This window comes from Paenibacillus sp. FSL R10-2796 (assembly GCF_037965315.1).
Taxonomy (GTDB): Bacteria; Bacillota; Bacilli; order Paenibacillales; family Paenibacillaceae; genus Paenibacillus_AQ; species Paenibacillus_AQ odorifer.
On record NZ_CP150178.1, the window covers coordinates 5214531 to 5232421 of the forward strand.

The 17891-nt window shown below is 41.1% G+C and carries 19 protein-coding genes and 1 pseudogene; 1 reads left to right on the forward strand and 19 read right to left on the reverse strand.

Annotation, left to right across the window (positions count from 1 at the left end; genetic code table 11):
• Positions 1 to 111 precede the first annotated feature (111 nt).
• The 4 genes from NST58_RS23595 to NST58_RS23610 form a co-directional block, all read right to left on the reverse strand.
• Complete coding sequence (locus tag NST58_RS23595) at positions 112 to 876, reverse strand: GNAT family N-acetyltransferase (RefSeq protein WP_339244367.1); 765 nt, start codon at positions 874 to 876, stop codon at positions 112 to 114.
• A gap of 244 nt (positions 877 to 1120) precedes the next feature.
• On the reverse strand, positions 1121 to 1312 hold the full coding sequence (locus tag NST58_RS23600) for a hypothetical protein (protein ID WP_076130223.1): 192 nt from the start codon (positions 1310 to 1312) through the stop codon (positions 1121 to 1123).
• 77 nt (positions 1313 to 1389) lie between these two features.
• Positions 1390 to 1740 (reverse strand): MmcQ/YjbR family DNA-binding protein, encoded by a 351-nt coding sequence (locus NST58_RS23605; RefSeq protein ID WP_076217962.1) that lies wholly within the window; start codon positions 1738 to 1740, stop codon positions 1390 to 1392.
• A 23-nt stretch (positions 1741 to 1763) separates the two neighbouring features.
• Positions 1764 to 2387 carry a hypothetical protein gene (locus tag NST58_RS23610; protein WP_076217963.1) on the reverse strand — a complete coding sequence of 208 codons (624 nt, stop codon included), beginning with the start codon at positions 2385 to 2387 and terminating at the stop codon, positions 1764 to 1766.
• 98 nt (positions 2388 to 2485) lie between these two features.
• Between NST58_RS23610 and NST58_RS23615 the strand changes: the two genes are divergently transcribed.
• Positions 2486 to 2683, forward strand: coding sequence for a hypothetical protein (locus tag NST58_RS23615; RefSeq protein WP_076130220.1), 198 nt, complete (start codon positions 2486 to 2488; stop codon positions 2681 to 2683).
• A 139-nt stretch (positions 2684 to 2822) separates the two neighbouring features.
• On the opposite strand, the gene NST58_RS23620 is transcribed toward NST58_RS23615, so the two are convergent.
• The 15 genes and pseudogenes from NST58_RS23620 to NST58_RS23690 form a co-directional block, all read right to left on the reverse strand.
• Positions 2823 to 3398, reverse strand: coding sequence for a dihydrofolate reductase family protein (locus tag NST58_RS23620; protein WP_076307288.1), 576 nt, complete (start codon positions 3396 to 3398; stop codon positions 2823 to 2825).
• A 197-nt stretch (positions 3399 to 3595) separates the two neighbouring features.
• A pseudogene (locus NST58_RS23625) lies at positions 3596 to 4330 on the reverse strand (amidase family protein); the annotation flags it as partial.
• Entirely contained in the window at positions 4326 to 4787 is a 462-nt protein-coding gene (locus tag NST58_RS23630) for a GNAT family N-acetyltransferase (protein WP_339244368.1), read from the reverse strand. The gene NST58_RS23630 and the pseudogene NST58_RS23625, both read right to left, overlap by 5 nt.
• Positions 4788 to 4941: 154 nt before the next feature.
• On the reverse strand, positions 4942 to 6051 hold the full coding sequence (locus NST58_RS23635; protein ID WP_076194982.1) for a hypothetical protein: 1110 nt from the start codon (positions 6049 to 6051) through the stop codon (positions 4942 to 4944).
• A gap of 114 nt (positions 6052 to 6165) precedes the next feature.
• Positions 6166 to 7230 carry a serine hydrolase domain-containing protein gene (locus NST58_RS23640; RefSeq protein ID WP_339244371.1) on the reverse strand — a complete coding sequence of 355 codons (1065 nt, stop codon included), beginning with the start codon at positions 7228 to 7230 and terminating at the stop codon, positions 6166 to 6168.
• A gap of 202 nt (positions 7231 to 7432) precedes the next feature.
• Entirely contained in the window at positions 7433 to 8617 is a 1185-nt protein-coding gene (locus NST58_RS23645; protein WP_339244372.1) for a glycosyltransferase, read from the reverse strand.
• 223 nt (positions 8618 to 8840) lie between these two features.
• Entirely contained in the window at positions 8841 to 9464 is a 624-nt protein-coding gene (locus NST58_RS23650; protein WP_339244374.1) for an HXXEE domain-containing protein, read from the reverse strand.
• Positions 9465 to 9487: 23 nt separating this feature from the next.
• Positions 9488 to 10069 (reverse strand): TetR/AcrR family transcriptional regulator, encoded by a 582-nt coding sequence (locus NST58_RS23655; protein ID WP_076184227.1) that lies wholly within the window; start codon positions 10067 to 10069, stop codon positions 9488 to 9490.
• 183 nt (positions 10070 to 10252) lie between these two features.
• A complete protein-coding gene (locus NST58_RS23660; protein ID WP_339244376.1) occupies positions 10253 to 10693 on the reverse strand; it encodes a DUF6678 family protein in 441 nt (146 codons plus the stop codon).
• A 95-nt stretch (positions 10694 to 10788) separates the two neighbouring features.
• The gene (locus tag NST58_RS23665; RefSeq protein ID WP_076279211.1) at positions 10789 to 11232 is read right to left on the reverse strand and encodes a GNAT family N-acetyltransferase; all 444 of its coding nucleotides are present in this window, start codon (positions 11230 to 11232) and stop codon (positions 10789 to 10791) included.
• Positions 11233 to 11489: 257 nt separating this feature from the next.
• Positions 11490 to 11987, reverse strand: a complete 498-nt coding sequence (locus tag NST58_RS23670) for a hypothetical protein (RefSeq protein WP_339244379.1) — start codon at positions 11985 to 11987, stop codon at positions 11490 to 11492.
• 736 nt (positions 11988 to 12723) lie between these two features.
• Positions 12724 to 13182, reverse strand: coding sequence for a hypothetical protein (locus tag NST58_RS23675; RefSeq protein WP_076130208.1), 459 nt, complete (start codon positions 13180 to 13182; stop codon positions 12724 to 12726).
• Positions 13183 to 14098: 916 nt separating this feature from the next.
• Positions 14099 to 15238: a DUF4367 domain-containing protein gene (locus tag NST58_RS23680; protein WP_081387989.1), complete on the reverse strand. Its 1140-nt coding sequence runs from the start codon at positions 15236 to 15238 to the stop codon at positions 14099 to 14101.
• A complete protein-coding gene (locus NST58_RS23685) occupies positions 15220 to 15768 on the reverse strand; it encodes an RNA polymerase sigma factor (protein ID WP_076130253.1) in 549 nt (182 codons plus the stop codon). Before NST58_RS23685 ends, NST58_RS23680 begins: the two co-directional genes overlap by 19 nt.
• A 947-nt stretch (positions 15769 to 16715) precedes the next feature.
• On the reverse strand, positions 16716 to 17885 hold the full coding sequence (locus NST58_RS23690; RefSeq protein WP_076130206.1) for an MFS transporter: 1170 nt from the start codon (positions 17883 to 17885) through the stop codon (positions 16716 to 16718).
• Positions 17886 to 17891: the final 6 nt, after the last annotated feature.

Sequence of the window (17891 nt, forward strand, 5' to 3'; positions counted from 1 at the left end):
GATCTACCAATGCGCTATGACAGGTTATAAGTATTAACTATAGCTAGATTCAGTGTGATAATTAGAAGGGCATGATAAAAAAAGAAGAGGCGCATGAGTAGCGCCGCTTCCTTAACAAATCATATCGACGGAAATTACATAGTAATTAAACTCCGCAGTCACCTCGAACCCAACCGACTGATAGAGGGATAATGCATTTCTATTTTGAGTGACCACGCTAAGACGAATCTGGGAATTCTTCTGATCTCGCAAGATTTTAACTACCTCTGAAAGAATTTCACGACCGTATCCTCTGCCTTGACACGAAGGAAGCACACAAAAATCATGTATAACCGCAGTATTTGTATCTAAATCATTGACTCTAATCATCCCAACCGGAATCATGTTGTCCACAGCAATGTAAGTAATCCGTGCCGGTTCTCTGGTACGAGTTAAATAATTCCTAGTCCAGGACTCTGAATCACCAAAGGCTTGTGATGAACATTTAACCATGAACTCTAAATCCTGATCTTCTTCCAATCGCACAACTAAACCGGAGTGGCTTGATCCAGCGATTTGTGCCCGATTAAAAACCATGAGGAATTCAGACGGTGCAGCACTTGCCCCTAAATGCCGGATATAATCCATCCCTGATTCAGAATTAGAAGGTATCCTAAAACGGCAAGTTTGTATGCCTTGTATTTGCATATCTGATGCGGCACTTTTCAGTAAGTCGTGGAATACCCCTTGGCGACGAAAGTCCGGGTGAACCATTCCGTTAATATTAGCTTCGATGCCATCCGAAGTATACCAACTGAGAAATCCAACTAATTGGTTATCGATCTGGCACAAGAATGCCTCATCTCCGTCTATCTCCTTAAGGCTTTCTATACCCACCCTCAAACTTGACCTGTCGGACGTCTTGCAAAGTTGTTCTAATATCCGGATTTGGTCAATGTAATGCTTTGAAAAGTCTTTCATTATACTAATGTTATATTCTTGCATCTAGTACCCTCATTAAGAAGGAAATACGCAGTTTATGGACGAGTAGGCGTTATCCTTCTAAATTCTGTCCACCTAATGATAGTTACCAATGGAACCGCCTCCTAAAAGTCAATATCTTCACTCTAAACCAGGGTAATCATAAAACAAACCTTATAACTAAAAAAATGACGGCAATTATAGCCACAACGATCAACAGATTGGTTACCTCGCTCCAAAATCCAGGAACGCCTTCAGTATGATATTTTTGCGCATTTACATCATGGTTTGCTTTATGGCCTCCAGGGTCCGTCATATTGGGATTAGGTCCTGAATTAAAAAAGTCAGACATAAAAACAACTCCTTTCCATGATTATAAACCATATTATACCAGTTCATTACCATTTAAACGACAAATTAATGCCATATTCAGTAGATCGTTTGTCGGAGGCTCTTGGGAAGATTTTGGACAACCCTATCGTAAGAATGATCAATCATTAAATAGATATCCGACTCTGGTAAGGAGCCATCCAAAACAATCGTATTCCAGTGTTTTTTGTTCATGTGGTATCCTGGCCGAACGCTCTCATGCTGCTCTCGCAAGTTCCCTGCAATCACCGGATCACATTTTAGATTTATGTAAGCAGAATTCCCCTTATTCTCAAAAATAAGCGCGAACATTTTACCGGCAATCTTAATCACCAATGGATCGAATCCGAAAGGATAGTCCTTTGTTGCTCCGTTCTTTTTTAAACAGTATTCAATAATATTATGGGTCAAAATCAGTCCCTCGCCTTCTCAGCCTAACCAATTTGGGAATAAAAATAAGATAAGTGTTCCTTTGATAAGGCTTTATCGATTAGTTCTTTATCATAGCCATTTTTTTGTAATGCAGCGATAATCGCTTGTGTCCTATCTGATCTTTTTCGTCTTAAATTAGATTCCAACTGTATTTCTAACGGAACCGTAGGAATAGTATACGGTCCGATCTCCACGTTTTTGAAATGGCTCCAAATGAATTGTCCACCTTCCCATATCCCCCCACCATCCATAGAATCAGGAATTCCAGCTGAATTGGAAATATGAACAACCTCCACCTTAAATCCATCGATTATCCAACTCCCTTTTGTCCAAGAAAATCCCGAAGAAAAGGTTTGAGTGAATGTAGGTTCTTCTAAAGAAGATAACCAGTTATCCCCATGAGGAAATTCACATTTATCCAAAAGGGAAAATTCTTTAAGAAGTTCTGCAAATTGGTCAAGCCCTTCCTTATTCCTTGTATAAATATCAACGTCTCCTGGGGTCATTTCACAGCCCTGAAGAACCGAACCGACCGAGCCAACCAAGATCCATTCTAAATTCGAATTCATTTTGGATGAAAAATAAAGTTCACATACCTTTGACAAAGCTTTTTTCCAGCTAAACATAACTTCACCCCAAATTAACTAGTAAGTTCAAGTGCACGAAACCTGAATAACCTCAAATACGTTAAAGTATTATACAAATCCACAGGAGGTTTTTTAAAATGAGATACAGTGCTGCAGGCGCACCAATAATCTGTCCTTGCTGTCAAAACGATACTTTTGATCTGGATTATAAACTGCTTAACACAAGCGGCGCATCATTTTTAGGCTTTGACTGGGCGAACAAAAACGCTGCCATCCTTATTTGTAAGCGATGCACCCATATTTCATGGTTTATGAAAGAACCAACATCTGATTAGTGTTTGGTAAAAATAAAGTATTAGACTGGATCCATTAAAAGAAGCAGCGGCGGACCAAGACTTGATAAATAAAGTCTTAGACTGCCGCTGTTGTCGTTCCAATAACGTTCCCCGTGAGCAATCACCTTAAGTGACAAGGTTATCTTACCGTCTGGTAAACGAGACCTATGGCTCCAGAATCAAAGGTCTTGTTTTCGATTAGCTTAAGATTTCTCTTCTCCTTGAGACCTTGGAATAATGGCAATCCCTTACCGATCAGGACGGGAGAAACCGTAATTTTATACTCATCAATTAAATCAAGCTGCATAAGGTGGTGTGCGAATCTAGGACTGCCGAGGATGACCATATCCTTGCCGGGCTGCTGTTTGAGGATATTGATCTCTTTCTCGACAGCTTCTTTCACGAGTCTGGAATTATTCCATTCGACTTTCTCCAGCGTCGTGGAAAAAACAATTTTGGCTGTCTTTTCGATCCACTCGGCGTGATTCCGTTCATGCTGCGAAGCTGATGGGTTCGAAGGGACAGATGGCCAGTAACTGTGCATCATCTGATAAGTCCCACGTCCCCAAATGACAGTGTCGGCAGTACTCAGAATTTCTTTCGCATGGTTCTCCAAATCAGCATCGTAGGAAACCCAGCCAATGTCCATTTCACCATTCGGCCCTTCTACAAAACCGTCAAGCGATGCGTGAAGAAATAGAACGAGTTTTCTCATTTTCAGTTCTCCTTTGTTCATGAGGGATATCTACATTAGACATTAACTACATTTTAGCAGAATTCAACTTGGGTTGTTTCTTATGGATTGCTAATCTCAAACGCTTTTTTCTTCACTTTGGTATTTTTATCCACATCAACATTTTAGCAAACATACGTTCGTTTGTAAATGTACCTTTTTCTATTAATAAGTAAGGCTCTTCCATTCTCTTGAAAGCCTGCGGGCACTGCTATAGTTGGACAACCTGCTCTAGCATTTAAATCATCTCCGACATAAGCAGGAAACAGGATTGCATCCAATCCATACTTTTCTAAAGCATGATCGATCCCCATATTTTGCGAATAATATAAGCCAGAGATAGACTCTACTATATATTCCGAATGATTCAACGGTTTATCTAGCTGTGATCGATAGTTCAGCATATCTTGTCCATATTTCAAAGCCTTTTCCGAATTCCGCTCGTTCCATTCCATCCATTCATTTAGGTTATGGACAGGAAGTTGAGCCGGAAGGTTATATAAGTAATTTTCAACGAAAGCGGCAAAAGCCGTACTGGACCCCCCCGGAAAATGATCACCGGATGGATTTTTGGTTTGTCCTCCTATTGAGCTATACCCAGCCCACATGGATGATGACATCCCATTTGCCCATTCCGTTATATTTGTTTTTGCAAGTATAATTGCCCCAGCATCCCTTAGTTTTTGGACAAGAAAGGCATCGTTTGAGCTAGCATGGTTTTCCAAAGCTAATGCGCCCGCAGTTGTATGCATTTTATCATTCGTTTCAATATTCCCTTCCAATAATACAGGCACACCATGTAGAAGACTTCGCGCTCCGCTTAATTTCCTTTCCTGATCTAATGCCTCGGTAATATAAATCGCATCTGGATTCATTTCCATAATAGAGTTTATCATGGGACCACTCTGGTCAAACGTAAATAGTGTCATGTTCATATATTTTGGTGGGCCGTCCCCACTCGAAGTTATCCAGACCTATTTCCTTAAATCCATATTTCTCATAATAAAGAATATGATCCGTCGCCAAGTAGACTTTTGCATAACCTAGTTGCCCAGCTATTTTTCTGGCATGCTCCAACAAAACGGCTCCTAGTGCTTTACCCCTCTCACTTTCGTCAATAAACAATGGCGCAATCCAAGGTGATAAATCTTTTCGAGTTATAAATTCCTGCTCAATTAATTGATAAAACCCGATGATTACATCATGTTTCAACAGCAAAAATGTAAAAGGGAACTCCTCATCTTTTGAGATTAAACTTTCTTGTATATTGGGGAGCACAACTTGTTGTACTTTTGGCCATCGTTTTTTGACATACTCAATAAGCTCATTTTGACGAAGAGGACATTCTTGTAAGGATTTAATATCTAGCATCTAACCATCCCTTCTTGTAAAAAGAAATTCCTATACCTATGCCTGCTCTCACAATAGTCATCCACCAGCTCTCAAAATGCAGAGCAGCAAGCCCCGAGTGGGGCTTGCTGTAGGTTGTAAATACTAAAGAAGTTTATAACGCTGGTTCACTTCATTACTTGGAAACCGGTGTATAGATCAGGCAACGCAGAGTCTTCTCCGGATAGCGCAGCTCTACCGTGTAGGAGCTACCGTCTTTCAGTTTGACCAAGACCGCTACTACTCCGCTTTTGTCATATGCACTGTCTTTAATGATAGAGGAGCTGGTTATCGCACGGGTCTCGCCCTGCTTGTCCACCACAATGGATTTAGCGGCTTGAAGCCAGCTGGAATCCTGGCTAATCTGTTTATTCATAGCGGCTGTAATCGGAGTTCTCTTATAGGACAGGTCCACTATCGTGGTATCAAGTACGGTTCCGCTCTTTGCATCCACGAACGTATTATACATGAAATAAGACTTATCCTGAGCCCGCAGTGTCTCTGCACGGTAAGGTAGAAAATTAACGAACCATTGCCCTTTCGAATCAGGAAAAGGTTTATAATATGAGGTCTGAGCCTGCAACTTTGAGAGATCGACACCGAATAGACGGCTTACGCTCTCTTCTGCTCTGCGTAGGGCTTCATCCTGACTGATGTCCTTCTTATCTGGCTGTGCCACGACAAGATTGAGGCTTACCACATAATTAAAGCGATAATTCCAGTCGATCAATTGCAGCATTTCTTCATCAGTCAGTTCGCGCTTAGGAATTACATAGGTAAATTTGCTTTGATCCAGATAAAATTCGGAACTCCCTGATTTCAAAGGTAGCTTCTGCTTGGGCCGTAAGCCATCGTACTTGTATTGATCATCCAATAACATCCGCCGCTTATTCTCCTGGTCCGTAAATTGCCGCGTAAGCTGTTCATCCTTGCCAGTGAGCCTGGCCTTCTCTGCATACTCATTAATCTGCTTAATTTCTTCAGCAGTGACTGTGCGCTCAAAATAAGACTTGATCGTCGAGACCGGTGTTTTGGTTGCAACCTTAAGTACCGGGATCTGGCTACTCGCCAGTTGAACAGCTGGCTTCTGGTTGAGTTCTTGCGTGTAGGAAACGTTCGCTTGAGACACATTCTGGTTCACTGTAGTATAAGCGACGATTGTGGGCACTGCCAAAGCAGTGAGGGCTAGCAGACCACTGGATATCGCGATCACCCCGAGGGCTGATTTCACATCTTTACTCTTCATTTCTCATAACCTCCATAGTGTAAGTGGGCTTGACTTACATGTACTTTAAGATACGAATGTTATAAAGTACGAAGCCCCTTGTTATGAAGTTGTAAAATCATTTACAGACTCATTTTAAATATTGGAGCCAAGCAACAGATCAAGGATTGGGAAGCATACACTGCCCATGTTGACATAGTCACAATTACTCATAACAGAAATAGCGATTTTTTTATCAGGAAGCAGGAACAGATTGCTTAAGAATCCAGTATCCCAGCCGGAATGTGAGAGAATACGAGAACCCTTATATTCTCCTAGAAACCAGCCCAATCCTATCTGTGCATTTTCCGGATCATAGCCCGTTTGTGCATGAGGTTTCCACATTTCATTATAGCTACCTGGCTGGAGGACTTCATTGCCGTTCCCGGCTGTTCCACCGTTTAGATGCATCAGCAGATATTGGCACATATCTTCGGCATGGGTATATAAAGTGGAGCTAGGTGCATGAGCCCTGTTATATGGAAAAACACTACTAACGCAGCCATCACATTCATGGGTAGCTCCAAGCACATGAGGTGCAGCAATATAAGCTTCAACCTCCTGTTTAAGAAAAGAACTGGACTGCATTCCTGTCGGTTTCAGAATATTTTTTTCCATATACTGCTCGAAGCTCATATCGCTGACTTTTGCTATCATATCTCCCAAGATCTCATATCCTATATTACTATAGGCAAATTTCTCTCCCGGTTGGCTTAACAGCTTGTGGTGACCTATCCCTTTTACATATCGTTCAAGACTTTGCTCGTCGTATTCAGGGCGTTCCCACGCGTAATCTTCCTCATCAGACATACCAGAGGTATGATTCATAAGCTGTCTTATTGTTATATTTTGATACCGCTCATCCTCTAACTTAAAATATGACAGGTATTTAGTGATGGGAGCATCCAATTCTACCTTACCACGCTCAACTAATTGCATAATGGCGGTTGCTACGAAGGTTTTGGAGACAGAGGCTTGGTGAAACAAAGTGCCACGAACAACAGGATCACCCGTCGATAAATTTGCCGTCCCATATTCACCAGTAAACAGAACTTGGTTGTCCTTTACGATTCCGGCCGCTAATCCCGGAAACTTTTCATTTTCCACAGACTTGATTAGCATTTCATGCAAAATATCCTCTAACTTCTGATTCGTGTACATTTTGACCTCCCCAATGACAATAAAGCAGCATTTTCAATAAATTCACCCATACAAATAATAACATCTTATCGACCCTTTATCTGGTAATAAATAATTATAATCAAATAAACAGGTGCTTACTTGAAAAGGCAGCAATTCATTCCCCGAGCTTCCGAGCCAGCCTCCAATTAGAGGACCCACAACGCGTGGTCTTCCTACCTTGCTAATAATATCCACGAATCGTCTTCGCCTGCCCTTCAACAATCATAGAATTTACAGCTGAAACAGACGGCTGCCGCAGCTTGATAACCTCTAAAGCCTCAGTAACGATAACATCCGCGGCTGATTTCCGGGAAAAGTTCTTCATATCCTGCACCTTTTCATCCCTGTACCCCAGATGCTCCAATCTCTGAAGCTTCTCTACTAACTGCTCCCCGTTTCGGGCAATCTCTATTAAATTGTGCTCAGACAACCATTCTGCATTACCTGCCTCCTGACCGGGGAGCGGACGATAGACAATTACAGGAAGTGCTAGAGCCATCGCCTCAGTCAAGGTAATCCCCCCTGCTTTGGTCAACAGACAGGAGGATATGCACATTAGCTCCTGCATTTCTTCTGTATAACCCCGTATGTGAACCCGAGGATTCTCTTGAAAAAGCTCTTCCGTAGCCATCTGGAGCTTATGATTATTCCCGCACAATACCATTACATCGAAGTTTGATAGCTGCAGCGCCCTTATTATTAAATGGTTAATATCACTCAACACGCCGTAAGCTCCTGCCGCAAGTAATAGATAATGCCGATTTCCATCTAGTCCATGCTTACGTAAAAGGGCTTCACGTTCCTGAGTCTGTTCAAAAGCTTCACGAATCGGAATCCCGCTAACCACAAGCTTTTCTTCAGCAATACCTAATGACATCAGTTCTGCTTTCATGCTTTCCGTAGCGATAAAATACTTTGTGGTTTGTGGATGAAGCCATCTGCCATGAACCACATAATCCGTCATGACAGTGAAAAGGGGGATCCGTCTCCCCTTTGTTGATGCAAGCTCTGCAGCGGCCAAATAAGGAAAGGTATGAATGATAATATCCGGTCCGATCTCGTCGATGATCCTTTGCACTTTCCGCTTGCCCATAGAATGAATCCATCTACCCATGAACTGGTCTGGGTTCATCTTGCTCGTCAACTTGTACACTAATCCATAAAATTCTTGAGTATAACCTGTGCTGTTCAGGTAGAATCTGCGGGACAGCTCATTCAGAGTAGGGTAGACTGTAGCGAAAAGATCCAAGGTGACAATCCGGCTGATCCCTCTACGTCTAAAAGAATGCTCAATCGCTTCTGCTACTTTGAGATGCCCGTCTCCAAATGCCGAAGTTACAATAAGCACTTTAGGATCTGTGTTCATGAGAAAGCTCCTTTTTCGCTTGGCCTTCTCTAACTCTAACTCTGAATCGTAAACAGATAGTGATGAGATCCTCAAAAGAATATTAACTTCAACATTTTCATAGCGCGAAGCAAACGAAGAAATCCGCAGAAAAAAACACAGTGCATCAACCTCCAGTAACGATAGGATTAATGTTCTGTGTTTAGTTAAAGGCCAACTGAACCTTCTGGTGGGTTATGAGGAGCTACTTATGAAAAGACCATAATTGCTTTTGCGAAAATTTGTGAATGGAGTTTTTGTTTTTCATCCATGTATTTCCTTTCACTATTAAAATATAAACAGCTATGGCAAAATAAATTGCGCTCCAAATCCAGTCTGAGAGGGTTATTAAATGATGCTCATATAAGTAGTTGATGTACCAGATCCCCACCGGCAAATGTACAATAATTGCGGAGACTAATCCTGGATTATACATGCTTTTTGCTCTTATATTAATGACGACTCCATGGAAAATGATTTGGAAAAAGCCCATTAAAACAGGTGCCATCCCAAGCCATACTACTGACGGGAAGAATACAGGGAGCAAGTAGAACACATAGGCGATGACCACATTAATAATCATTGCCGACTGTTTATTTAATGGATAGTTGTCAGGGGATTCACTTTTAAAAAGGGCTATATTGAATATGCCTGGAAAGTACCCTGGCCAGCGGTATTCCTCAAATTGATGAAGAAGGATCGCCACAAAGCTTAACCATAATATGCTGTTTATCCGCGGTATTGTTTCCCAATTCATTAGAAGATACATGCATATAACAATGCCAATGAATAGTCCTATATCCTGCCAATATTTTCTTAAAAAATTCATTTAATCACCTCAATCTGAGTTTATTAATGAAAGTATCTTGCAAAGAGCAGGTCAATCTGTTCCTCTATAGGTGCAATCTTCACGGAAGCTCCTGTTTCTAGAATAGGACTCATAAGTGCCGGTAGAAAAAGCGCTCCAAAAATCTGCATCGTCATGGTCATCAGGTGCTCTGGTTGCTGTTCATCGGTTAACTCTCTTAAAGTATTTTGTATCTTAGGAAACCCCAATAGATTCAAAAATGATCCATATTCATGCTGGGAGGAGAAAACGGTCTTGCCCATCAGGATGATTCTGGAGAGCAATTCGGGATATTGAAGGATCACTTGCAAATAATCCAGTAAAAATTGCCTCAATCTATCTCGTGAGGATATAGAGAAATCGTCAAGTATGGCAAAGGTATGCTGAAAGCTGTTCAATATCAATTTGATGGACTCGCTAAACAAATTTTCTTTGGACCCAAAGTAATAGTTAACTAGAGCGACATTCGTGCTTGAGGCTTCTGCAATTTTTTTTATAGTGATCCTTTCAAAGCCTTCTTGTTTAGTCAACTCCAGTGTGGCACGCATAATCTTCTCTTTTGTTTCCAACTTTTTGTCTGTCTCCATACGCAACCTCCAAGTATATTCTCTTTGATTTAAATGACATTTAAAATAACGTTTAAATTTAGTATAGCAATCTTTTTCCTTTTTGCAACTTTTATTTATCCGAAATCAAACCAAGTTTAAATGAAAAAGCAGCCGGTTGTTTGAGCGGCTGCTTACATGTTTTTATTAAATTAACGTTTCCTGTTAGCTTAATTGATTACCTTTGAAAAGTGTGTCTGTATTTGATATATATCCATAAATAAAAAATGTATTATTTTCTTCTCTATACGGAATTCTTAATTCATGTAAAATCGAAAGAAATTCTTTACTTATGTCAATTAATTCAGGAGGAAGCAGATTCCCCTTGTGCTTCTGATACCTTGGTCTAACCCGTATCCATTCTACAGAAAAAAAAGGTGAAAGTCCTTCTATCCAATCCCCTAAATACCAGACGTCGTTTTCGAAGTTCTCTGGATAAAGTATATCGTCTAAGACATACTTAGCTTGATATGGAGGGGTAAAAGGTAGTTTATTTAGTACATCACTTTGTAAATTTCCCCACTTAGTGTCATTCATAACTGAACATAGTTGTTTCTGTTTAATAACTTCATGTACCCTTTTTTTAAAATCCTGTTCATAACCCACAATCAAAAATCCTCCTGAATAAACAACATAAATCCCACGCTGACCTGCCTGTGTGTCATTATTGAGTTATCGTTTCCCGGTAAATTAATTCAAAATTAGTCAAGTTTAATAATCTTATCAAAGCAGTATGAATCTTTGTCATAGCCATTATGCACATAGAAAGCATGGGCGTCGGTTCGCTTAAATCCGCTACATAAAATAATACTTGATATTCCCATTTCTTTAGCATAATTCTCAGTGTGTCTTAGTAGTTCTGTACCTATCCCACTATGCTGTAATTCCTTTTTAACGGCAAGCCCTTGAATATGTAGATAACCATTCGAAGACCCTACGGATAACGCCTGAACTATAGTGACAAAACCAACCACTTCATTTTCAAATAATGCAACGAATGTTTTATAATTCCCAGCCTTATTCATGTTTTCCATAGTAACTCGAAAATTTTCAATATTAACATTGCGAACACCAAGTACATCATTCCATAAAAAAACAACTTCAGCATAATCATTTGCTACAACTTCTCGTATCTTAATTTCCATCCCCTCCTTTATAGAAATATTCAAGCAAAGGATTCGACAGTGGATGAAGCAATCCTGCCCGTTACTTCAACAAATAAAAAAGGAGCATCGCCATGGCAATGCACCTCAGCTATCGTTTCCCGTAAGCTTTATAGATTGCCTCTTTTTCAGCCTGCAATCCCTAGAATCCAATCTCTCATTAGTTTGTTGATTTATAATATTCTGATAAAATGCCCTCTAAAACTTGCTTATACTCGTTTTTATTATAAGAAGAGTTATCAACTTTTATCTTGGTAATGTTTAATCTGGTAAATTGTTACAGGGTTTTGTATAAAACAACAATCAAAAATAAAGGTGTCTGCGCCATACATAACACGATCCTCAAACTTCGTCCATCGTTCTGTTATAAGTTTCCTATTCTGATCTAGCGGCAATTCATAAATATCATGTTTAAAAACTGCGCGATGCAATTCATCTGGAAAACTTGACCAGACTTCACTTTTTATTTTCCGATATTCTAGGAAGTAATCGTTATCTTGTTGAATCATTAGATTACTCAACAAATCTTTAAACTTTTTATGGGTATTCAATAATTCATCCCATTCAGTTTTCTTAAAGAAAGCGACTCCATCATAATCAGCAGGATGTTCCAAATTTCCTTCTAAAAAAAGCTGCGATGTAATGTTCACTTCCGTAAGAATTTCATGAACGAGCTGAGCAGTTGTTGTTTTGCCAGATCCTGGCATCCCCTCAATTAAGACTAATTTCGATCGCATAATAAAGTTCCTCCACTCGCTAGTAGAAGGATAAACAGGTAGGAATCAATAGAGATGCGTTTTCCCACGAATAAAAGCGAATACCATCAGGTATCCGCAGGATGGGTATATGATACACCTTTCCCTGCACACCCTGTAAGATTAAAGAAAAGCACACCTAATAAAATAGTGTAATCACTATTTCAGGCATTCCTTCAAATTGTTAATCTTTACAGAGTATTCCACATGATAAGGTTTATGCTCCTTTGTTAGCATCTCTATTGTTTAGATTAACAGTAAGCATAGGTAAATACAATCAGGGACTTTCTAAACAATCCTGCCCGTTAGCTTAACGGAACTTCGATATTATTGTTATTATCTGATTTAGGATGAAGACGATTTTCTATCACAAAAAAATGATTGAAAATACCTACTACTCGTATTTTGTTATCTGCCTCTCCAAAAATTTTTGTTTCTGCTGTCATAAAAATAATCTGATGTGTGAGACTTGATGATTTCAAGTCATTAATAGTATGAAAGCAATTTGAGCTTTCGGAACTGTCACATTTAAGACCGTGAACCTTATGGAGGTAATTATCATAATATTGACTACTTGGTTTTGTATAAGCCATCACAAATAATAATATGGAAACGATTAGAAAAGCATATTTCTTCTTGATAAAGGCACCTCATCTCTTATGGATAATCGTACTATATAATACCGCATTTAACTGCCGAATAGTGCTTTTGAATACACTTATATCCACGTTTGAAACGATTTATTGACCATCTTAACATTGTTCATTTTTGCCCAACTCTTTAAATCCGAGATACCTTTATCTTCATCCTTTGAATACCTAAATGCCATATCTAATGGGACGATCTTCCTCCTGTAAGGTAATATCCCAATAACAGGTTTAAAGTACCCCCTGGTCATTATCACTTTAATATCCTTTGAATTAATAATATTTCCATTTAATATAATTTGCTCATTGGATAGGCATAACTCCGTTGGTTTCTTAAAAAATGTTCTGTACAATGCGAGTAACAATAAAACTAAACACAAAAGAACCACAGTTAACGAAGTGTAGAATACCCCTCTCTGATTCCATAATCTCAATCCAAGAATAGATTGACTCGATATAAGAGCAATCATGCCTATAATAGTTCCAATTCTGGATGGATTCTTAACTGGATATTTTATTTCCGTCAACATGGCTCCCCCCTGTTCAAATCCCATACCTTAGAATACCACATATTGGAAGTATCCTGCCCGTTAGTTGAACATAGGCAGCCGATCCATTGACCGACTGCCTGTGTGTCGTTATTGAGTTATCGTTTCACGTTAACGTAAAGTTAAGGTAATGAATCGACATGTGATTCGACTTCAAAAATAAATTCTTCGAGCTTATCGCAGTCAAACCAACCACTTTTTTCATTGATTTCATAAAGCACTTGAATTTTGCTGCTGGGGCAGTGGAACGCTATGTAACTTCCCCGTCCAAAATGAGCTAATGCCTGCACTAGGGCTTGTTCAGTATCTTTCCATGTAGCAAAACCGGCTTTGAGGCGCTACCGTCTCCTTTGTGTAACAGGATGTTTCCCGAGTTCAATCGTGTACGCATAGGTTCCATTCTTTCGTTTGCTGATACAGCCTCGCATCGTTATTCAGCCTCCTCGTTGATTTTCAGTCGTGTTACACTTGTACTGGAAAACAGAACAGCGGGATTGTCGTTATACATAGAGGACAAACTTGAACCACTGAAGACGGTCTTTATGTATAGAGGGCAGACTTCGAGTGTTACATTGCGCAGCAGTATAGCACACTGTACCCACTTGAGGTTTGCCCTTTTTTTGAAACTGGTTTTCATAATCCATCTTTTCCAGCTCTAATTATGCACTTTCTCTGGTTTAGCCCCTCCATGCTGCTCCTTATTCCGAGAGGCTATAATCTGCAATATCTTGCTACATTGCTACATTAATAATATGAATCGGAAGTTCATATGAGAGCAATGCAAGAATTCTTATAAAATCTCACGAATATGCAGTGCTTCGCATATGCAAAAAACGCTCGAGGGCTGTCCCGCTATCATAGATAGCGAAACAGTCCTGAGCGTAATATCTGTGTTCGTTTAATTCATCATACTGGCAGCAATACGGATGACCTCATCCTTGGTCAACTCAGATTTCTCCTGGCGAACCGACACATTATAGATGATCTGCGCTTCCGGGTCAGACCAGACTAGTCTATACTTATACCCCAGGTCAATCTTTTCGTTGCTGGAAGGTTCGAGATAAATGAGCTGCTTGCCGCCAATATCAATATTCTCCACCTTTGTCGTTTTGGTCCACATCAGGCTTTCTACCGGTGTAGCTTTTTCATCAACACGTGAGGCACTGATTCTCACCTGAATCTTCCCCTTCTTGTACACAAGTGTAGAAGAATCATAGGCAATATTCTCCGCCTTCTCCCGTTTCCAAGTCATCCGGAAGTTGTCTCCTAGGTCTATCTCGCTTTCACCTTTAAACTGCTTGTCATCTTCGACCTTTATAAAAGAAGGCTTGATAAACGCCTCGTCCAAGGTATACCCGTCCGGCATATATCCCGGTTGCTTCACTTCGGGAGCGTGGTGCTTCTCAACACTGGTCTTATAAGTGGAATAGTCCTTGACTATGATCGGCGGGCAGTATAACCCAAGATGAGATTCTTCTTTCCCGTCTTCACGTTTGATAACATAGGTGGCATACTCTCCAGGAAGCAGCAACTTCTCAATGGCATTGTAGCCCTTTGCATATTTCATCTTGTAGAGTTCATCCTCTTTGCTCAGCTGCGCTTTGGCCGGCCAGGGAATCAAGGGTTCATTCGGCTTCTCTATCATTCCACCTGATTTCGTTGCCAGAAGTGGCTTATAGGGCAGCACCTTGTACTGAATTTGGGCCCCCTGCCGGAGTTCACCGGAATACTGGGTATAACCGCCGCCCAACAAGACCATTACAAGTAGTGCCGCCACCCAGCCCTGCACCGGAATCCGCAGGATTCTCCTCCGGCTCCGCCCCGTTCCGGCTTCTGTCTTTAGCCTGCGCATAACGTTAGGAGCCCCTTCGTTTGGCGGAAGTGTCTGCAGAGGGGTCTGCTCTTCTGCAGCAGGTAAGATCCCGCCAAGCCCGAGCGCTGTCATTACCTGTTCATGAACATCAACGGGGATGAAATTGGCGGACCGGTCTCCGTGCTTCAGAAACCGCTCCTCCGAGGTTAATTCACTCTTGTCCATAGTTGTTTCTCCTTTCTCTCCAACACCTTTTTAAGCTTGCCTTTGGTCCGTTCATATCTTTTGCGTACGGTAGCCGTACTGACACCCAGAATTTCGCCGATTTCCGCAAACGATTTATCTTCATAAATACGCAGAATCAACAAATTCCGGTCTTCCACATTCAGCTTCCCCAGGGCGGTCGAGACTGGCTCGCTGAACAGACGGTCCTCGACCATTTGTTCGGCACTGTTCACCGTAACCTCCTGCCAGAGCAGCTTGCGCAATTGAAACTGAAATTTCTGCCGCCGCAACTGATTCAGACAATGGTGGTACGCGATCTTGTAGAGCCATGATACGAAATCCGCCTGCGGCTTGTATTGCCCGATATTCTGATAGGCCTTAATCAGGACATCCTGCACCGCATCCTCCGCCTCTTCCCTGCTGTTCAGCATCCGGAAGCAGTAGAGGTATATCCGCTGCTGGTACAGCTTGATTACATCTGAGAACAGGCGGGCATCTCCGGCCTGTATTCTCCTAATCTTCTCTTCCATAGAATCCACGTTGGTCTCCTTTCTTCTATTTCTTCTGTTTCTATAGATATAACACTTGAGTAGCCTCAGGCGTGACATTTATTTCTTCCGGCTGCACAGCAAATGAAACCTACAGATGAATCCCGGTTGGTGATCCGCTTGAACATGTGCATCACCTTCTCAGCCAGGTTCCCGTTTTTCCAGTATTGGGATGCATTGGCATGGACCTTAATCAGAATTACATCCGGTCATCATAGCCGGTCTTCAGGAGCGCCTCGCAAATAAAGGCAGGGCCTACATTGGTGGGGGTTGGCGGCAGTGACTTTCTCTCGCTGGACTTTCCTAGGGATCGGTAACGTAAATGGAGTTACACTTAGCTTAGCTGGCAGCTGACAACAGCCTGACTCCACGATGTAGAATCCGGTACTTTTACTACAAGCTAGTCGCTCTGGGCACCCTTGAACCCCTCGCGGACAAGAACACCAAAATACTTTTGGCCGACAAACTTCTCGCCATGAACTATCCAATAGTAACGATAGCACGTATCGTGATCCACTTTTCTCGTCCTAAGTATGCCAATCTGGTCGTAATAACGCAGTGTCATCTCCTATCTACAACATAAAGTGAGTATACAGTTTCCCGTGCTGAGAAACGTCAATGATGCTTTTATTCATTCGAGAAATTACTCTTAGATGAACAAAAGCAGCCGATCGTGTTGATCGGCTGCCTTCTTGTTTTTATTAAGATATCGTTTCACTCTAGCTTAAAGTTCAGGTAATGAATCGACATGTGATTCGACTTCAAAAATAAATTCTTCGAGGTTATCGCTTCTAATATCTGACAGTAATCAAATAAACACTCAACATCAGCTCTGTCCATTAAATTGGAATGCTGATACTCAGTCCCAGATGGCTCTGGAAAAATTCGGCGATAAAGTTCTCTTTGTCGTTCTCCAATCCATTTCTTATTTAAACCATAGTAATTTTAGTCCTACTGCTCATTTTTTTAAATAGTAAGATGGCAAGAAGTAAAGCTATACATACAGCGGCAAAACCCAGCCAATTCAAATATAGGACAGAGGTACGACTGATGACTAACCCGCCTAATCCAGATCCCAGTGCAAAGCCAAATTGGATGAACGAAGTATTTACACTAAGAGCAATGTCCGGATTTCGAGGCGCCAGAGTAACCAGATATAGTTGCTGGGCCGGGGAAATACTCCACGTTGCTAACATAAAAATCATTAAAACCAAGATTAAAACCAACAGATTGACTCCGGCTAGAGCAAATAAAAGCAGAGTCGCCCCTTGTAACAGAAGCCCGAGACAAATGGTAAATTTCGATCCCTTTGCATCTGCCAGTTGTCCGCCCAGCTTTGATCCGACAAAGCTGCAAATGCCCGCCAGGAACAGAACACCGCTAATTTCGGTCATGGAAAGAGAGGACGTGGCTTGCAAGAAAGGCGTAATATAAGTAAACAGTGTAGAATAGCCGCCGACATAAAACAACGTAATAACCAAGGCCATCAGAATGGTTGGATTTTTTAAAATAGAGAGCTGCATTCTGAGGGTAACCTTTTCCTCTTCTTTGATTGCCGGAACCTTTTTATAGATGATAAGTAATGGAAGAATACTTAATAATCCGATTAAAACAAATAGCACTCTCCATCCAAACATCTCACTAAAAAATGTGCCCACAGGAACACCAAGCACTAGTGAACTGCTAAGCCCCATCAAAATGATACCGATGGCATTGCCCCTTTTTTCTTTTTCAACGAGTCGGGTCGCTATTGCCATGGCTACAACGGTAGCGACTCCTCCGCTAGCCCCTTGGATAATACGTATCCATAGTACTGTTTCATAAGCAAGATCTACAAACATAAGTCCATTGCTGGCAATAAACACACCTAGGGTGATCATTAGTAGTTTCTTGCGATCTGCATTGATCGTTAATGCAATCAAAACCGGAGCGACAATGGCTGCAGAGAGGGCAAACACAGTCACCAATAATCCAACTTCAGAAGTAGATACTCCCAAGTCCACAGCAATCATCTCAATAACTCCTGTAATAATATATTCAATGGTTCCAATCAGAAAAACAGCCAGTGCCAGAATATAAATGATCCGTTTATTTTTCAATTTCCC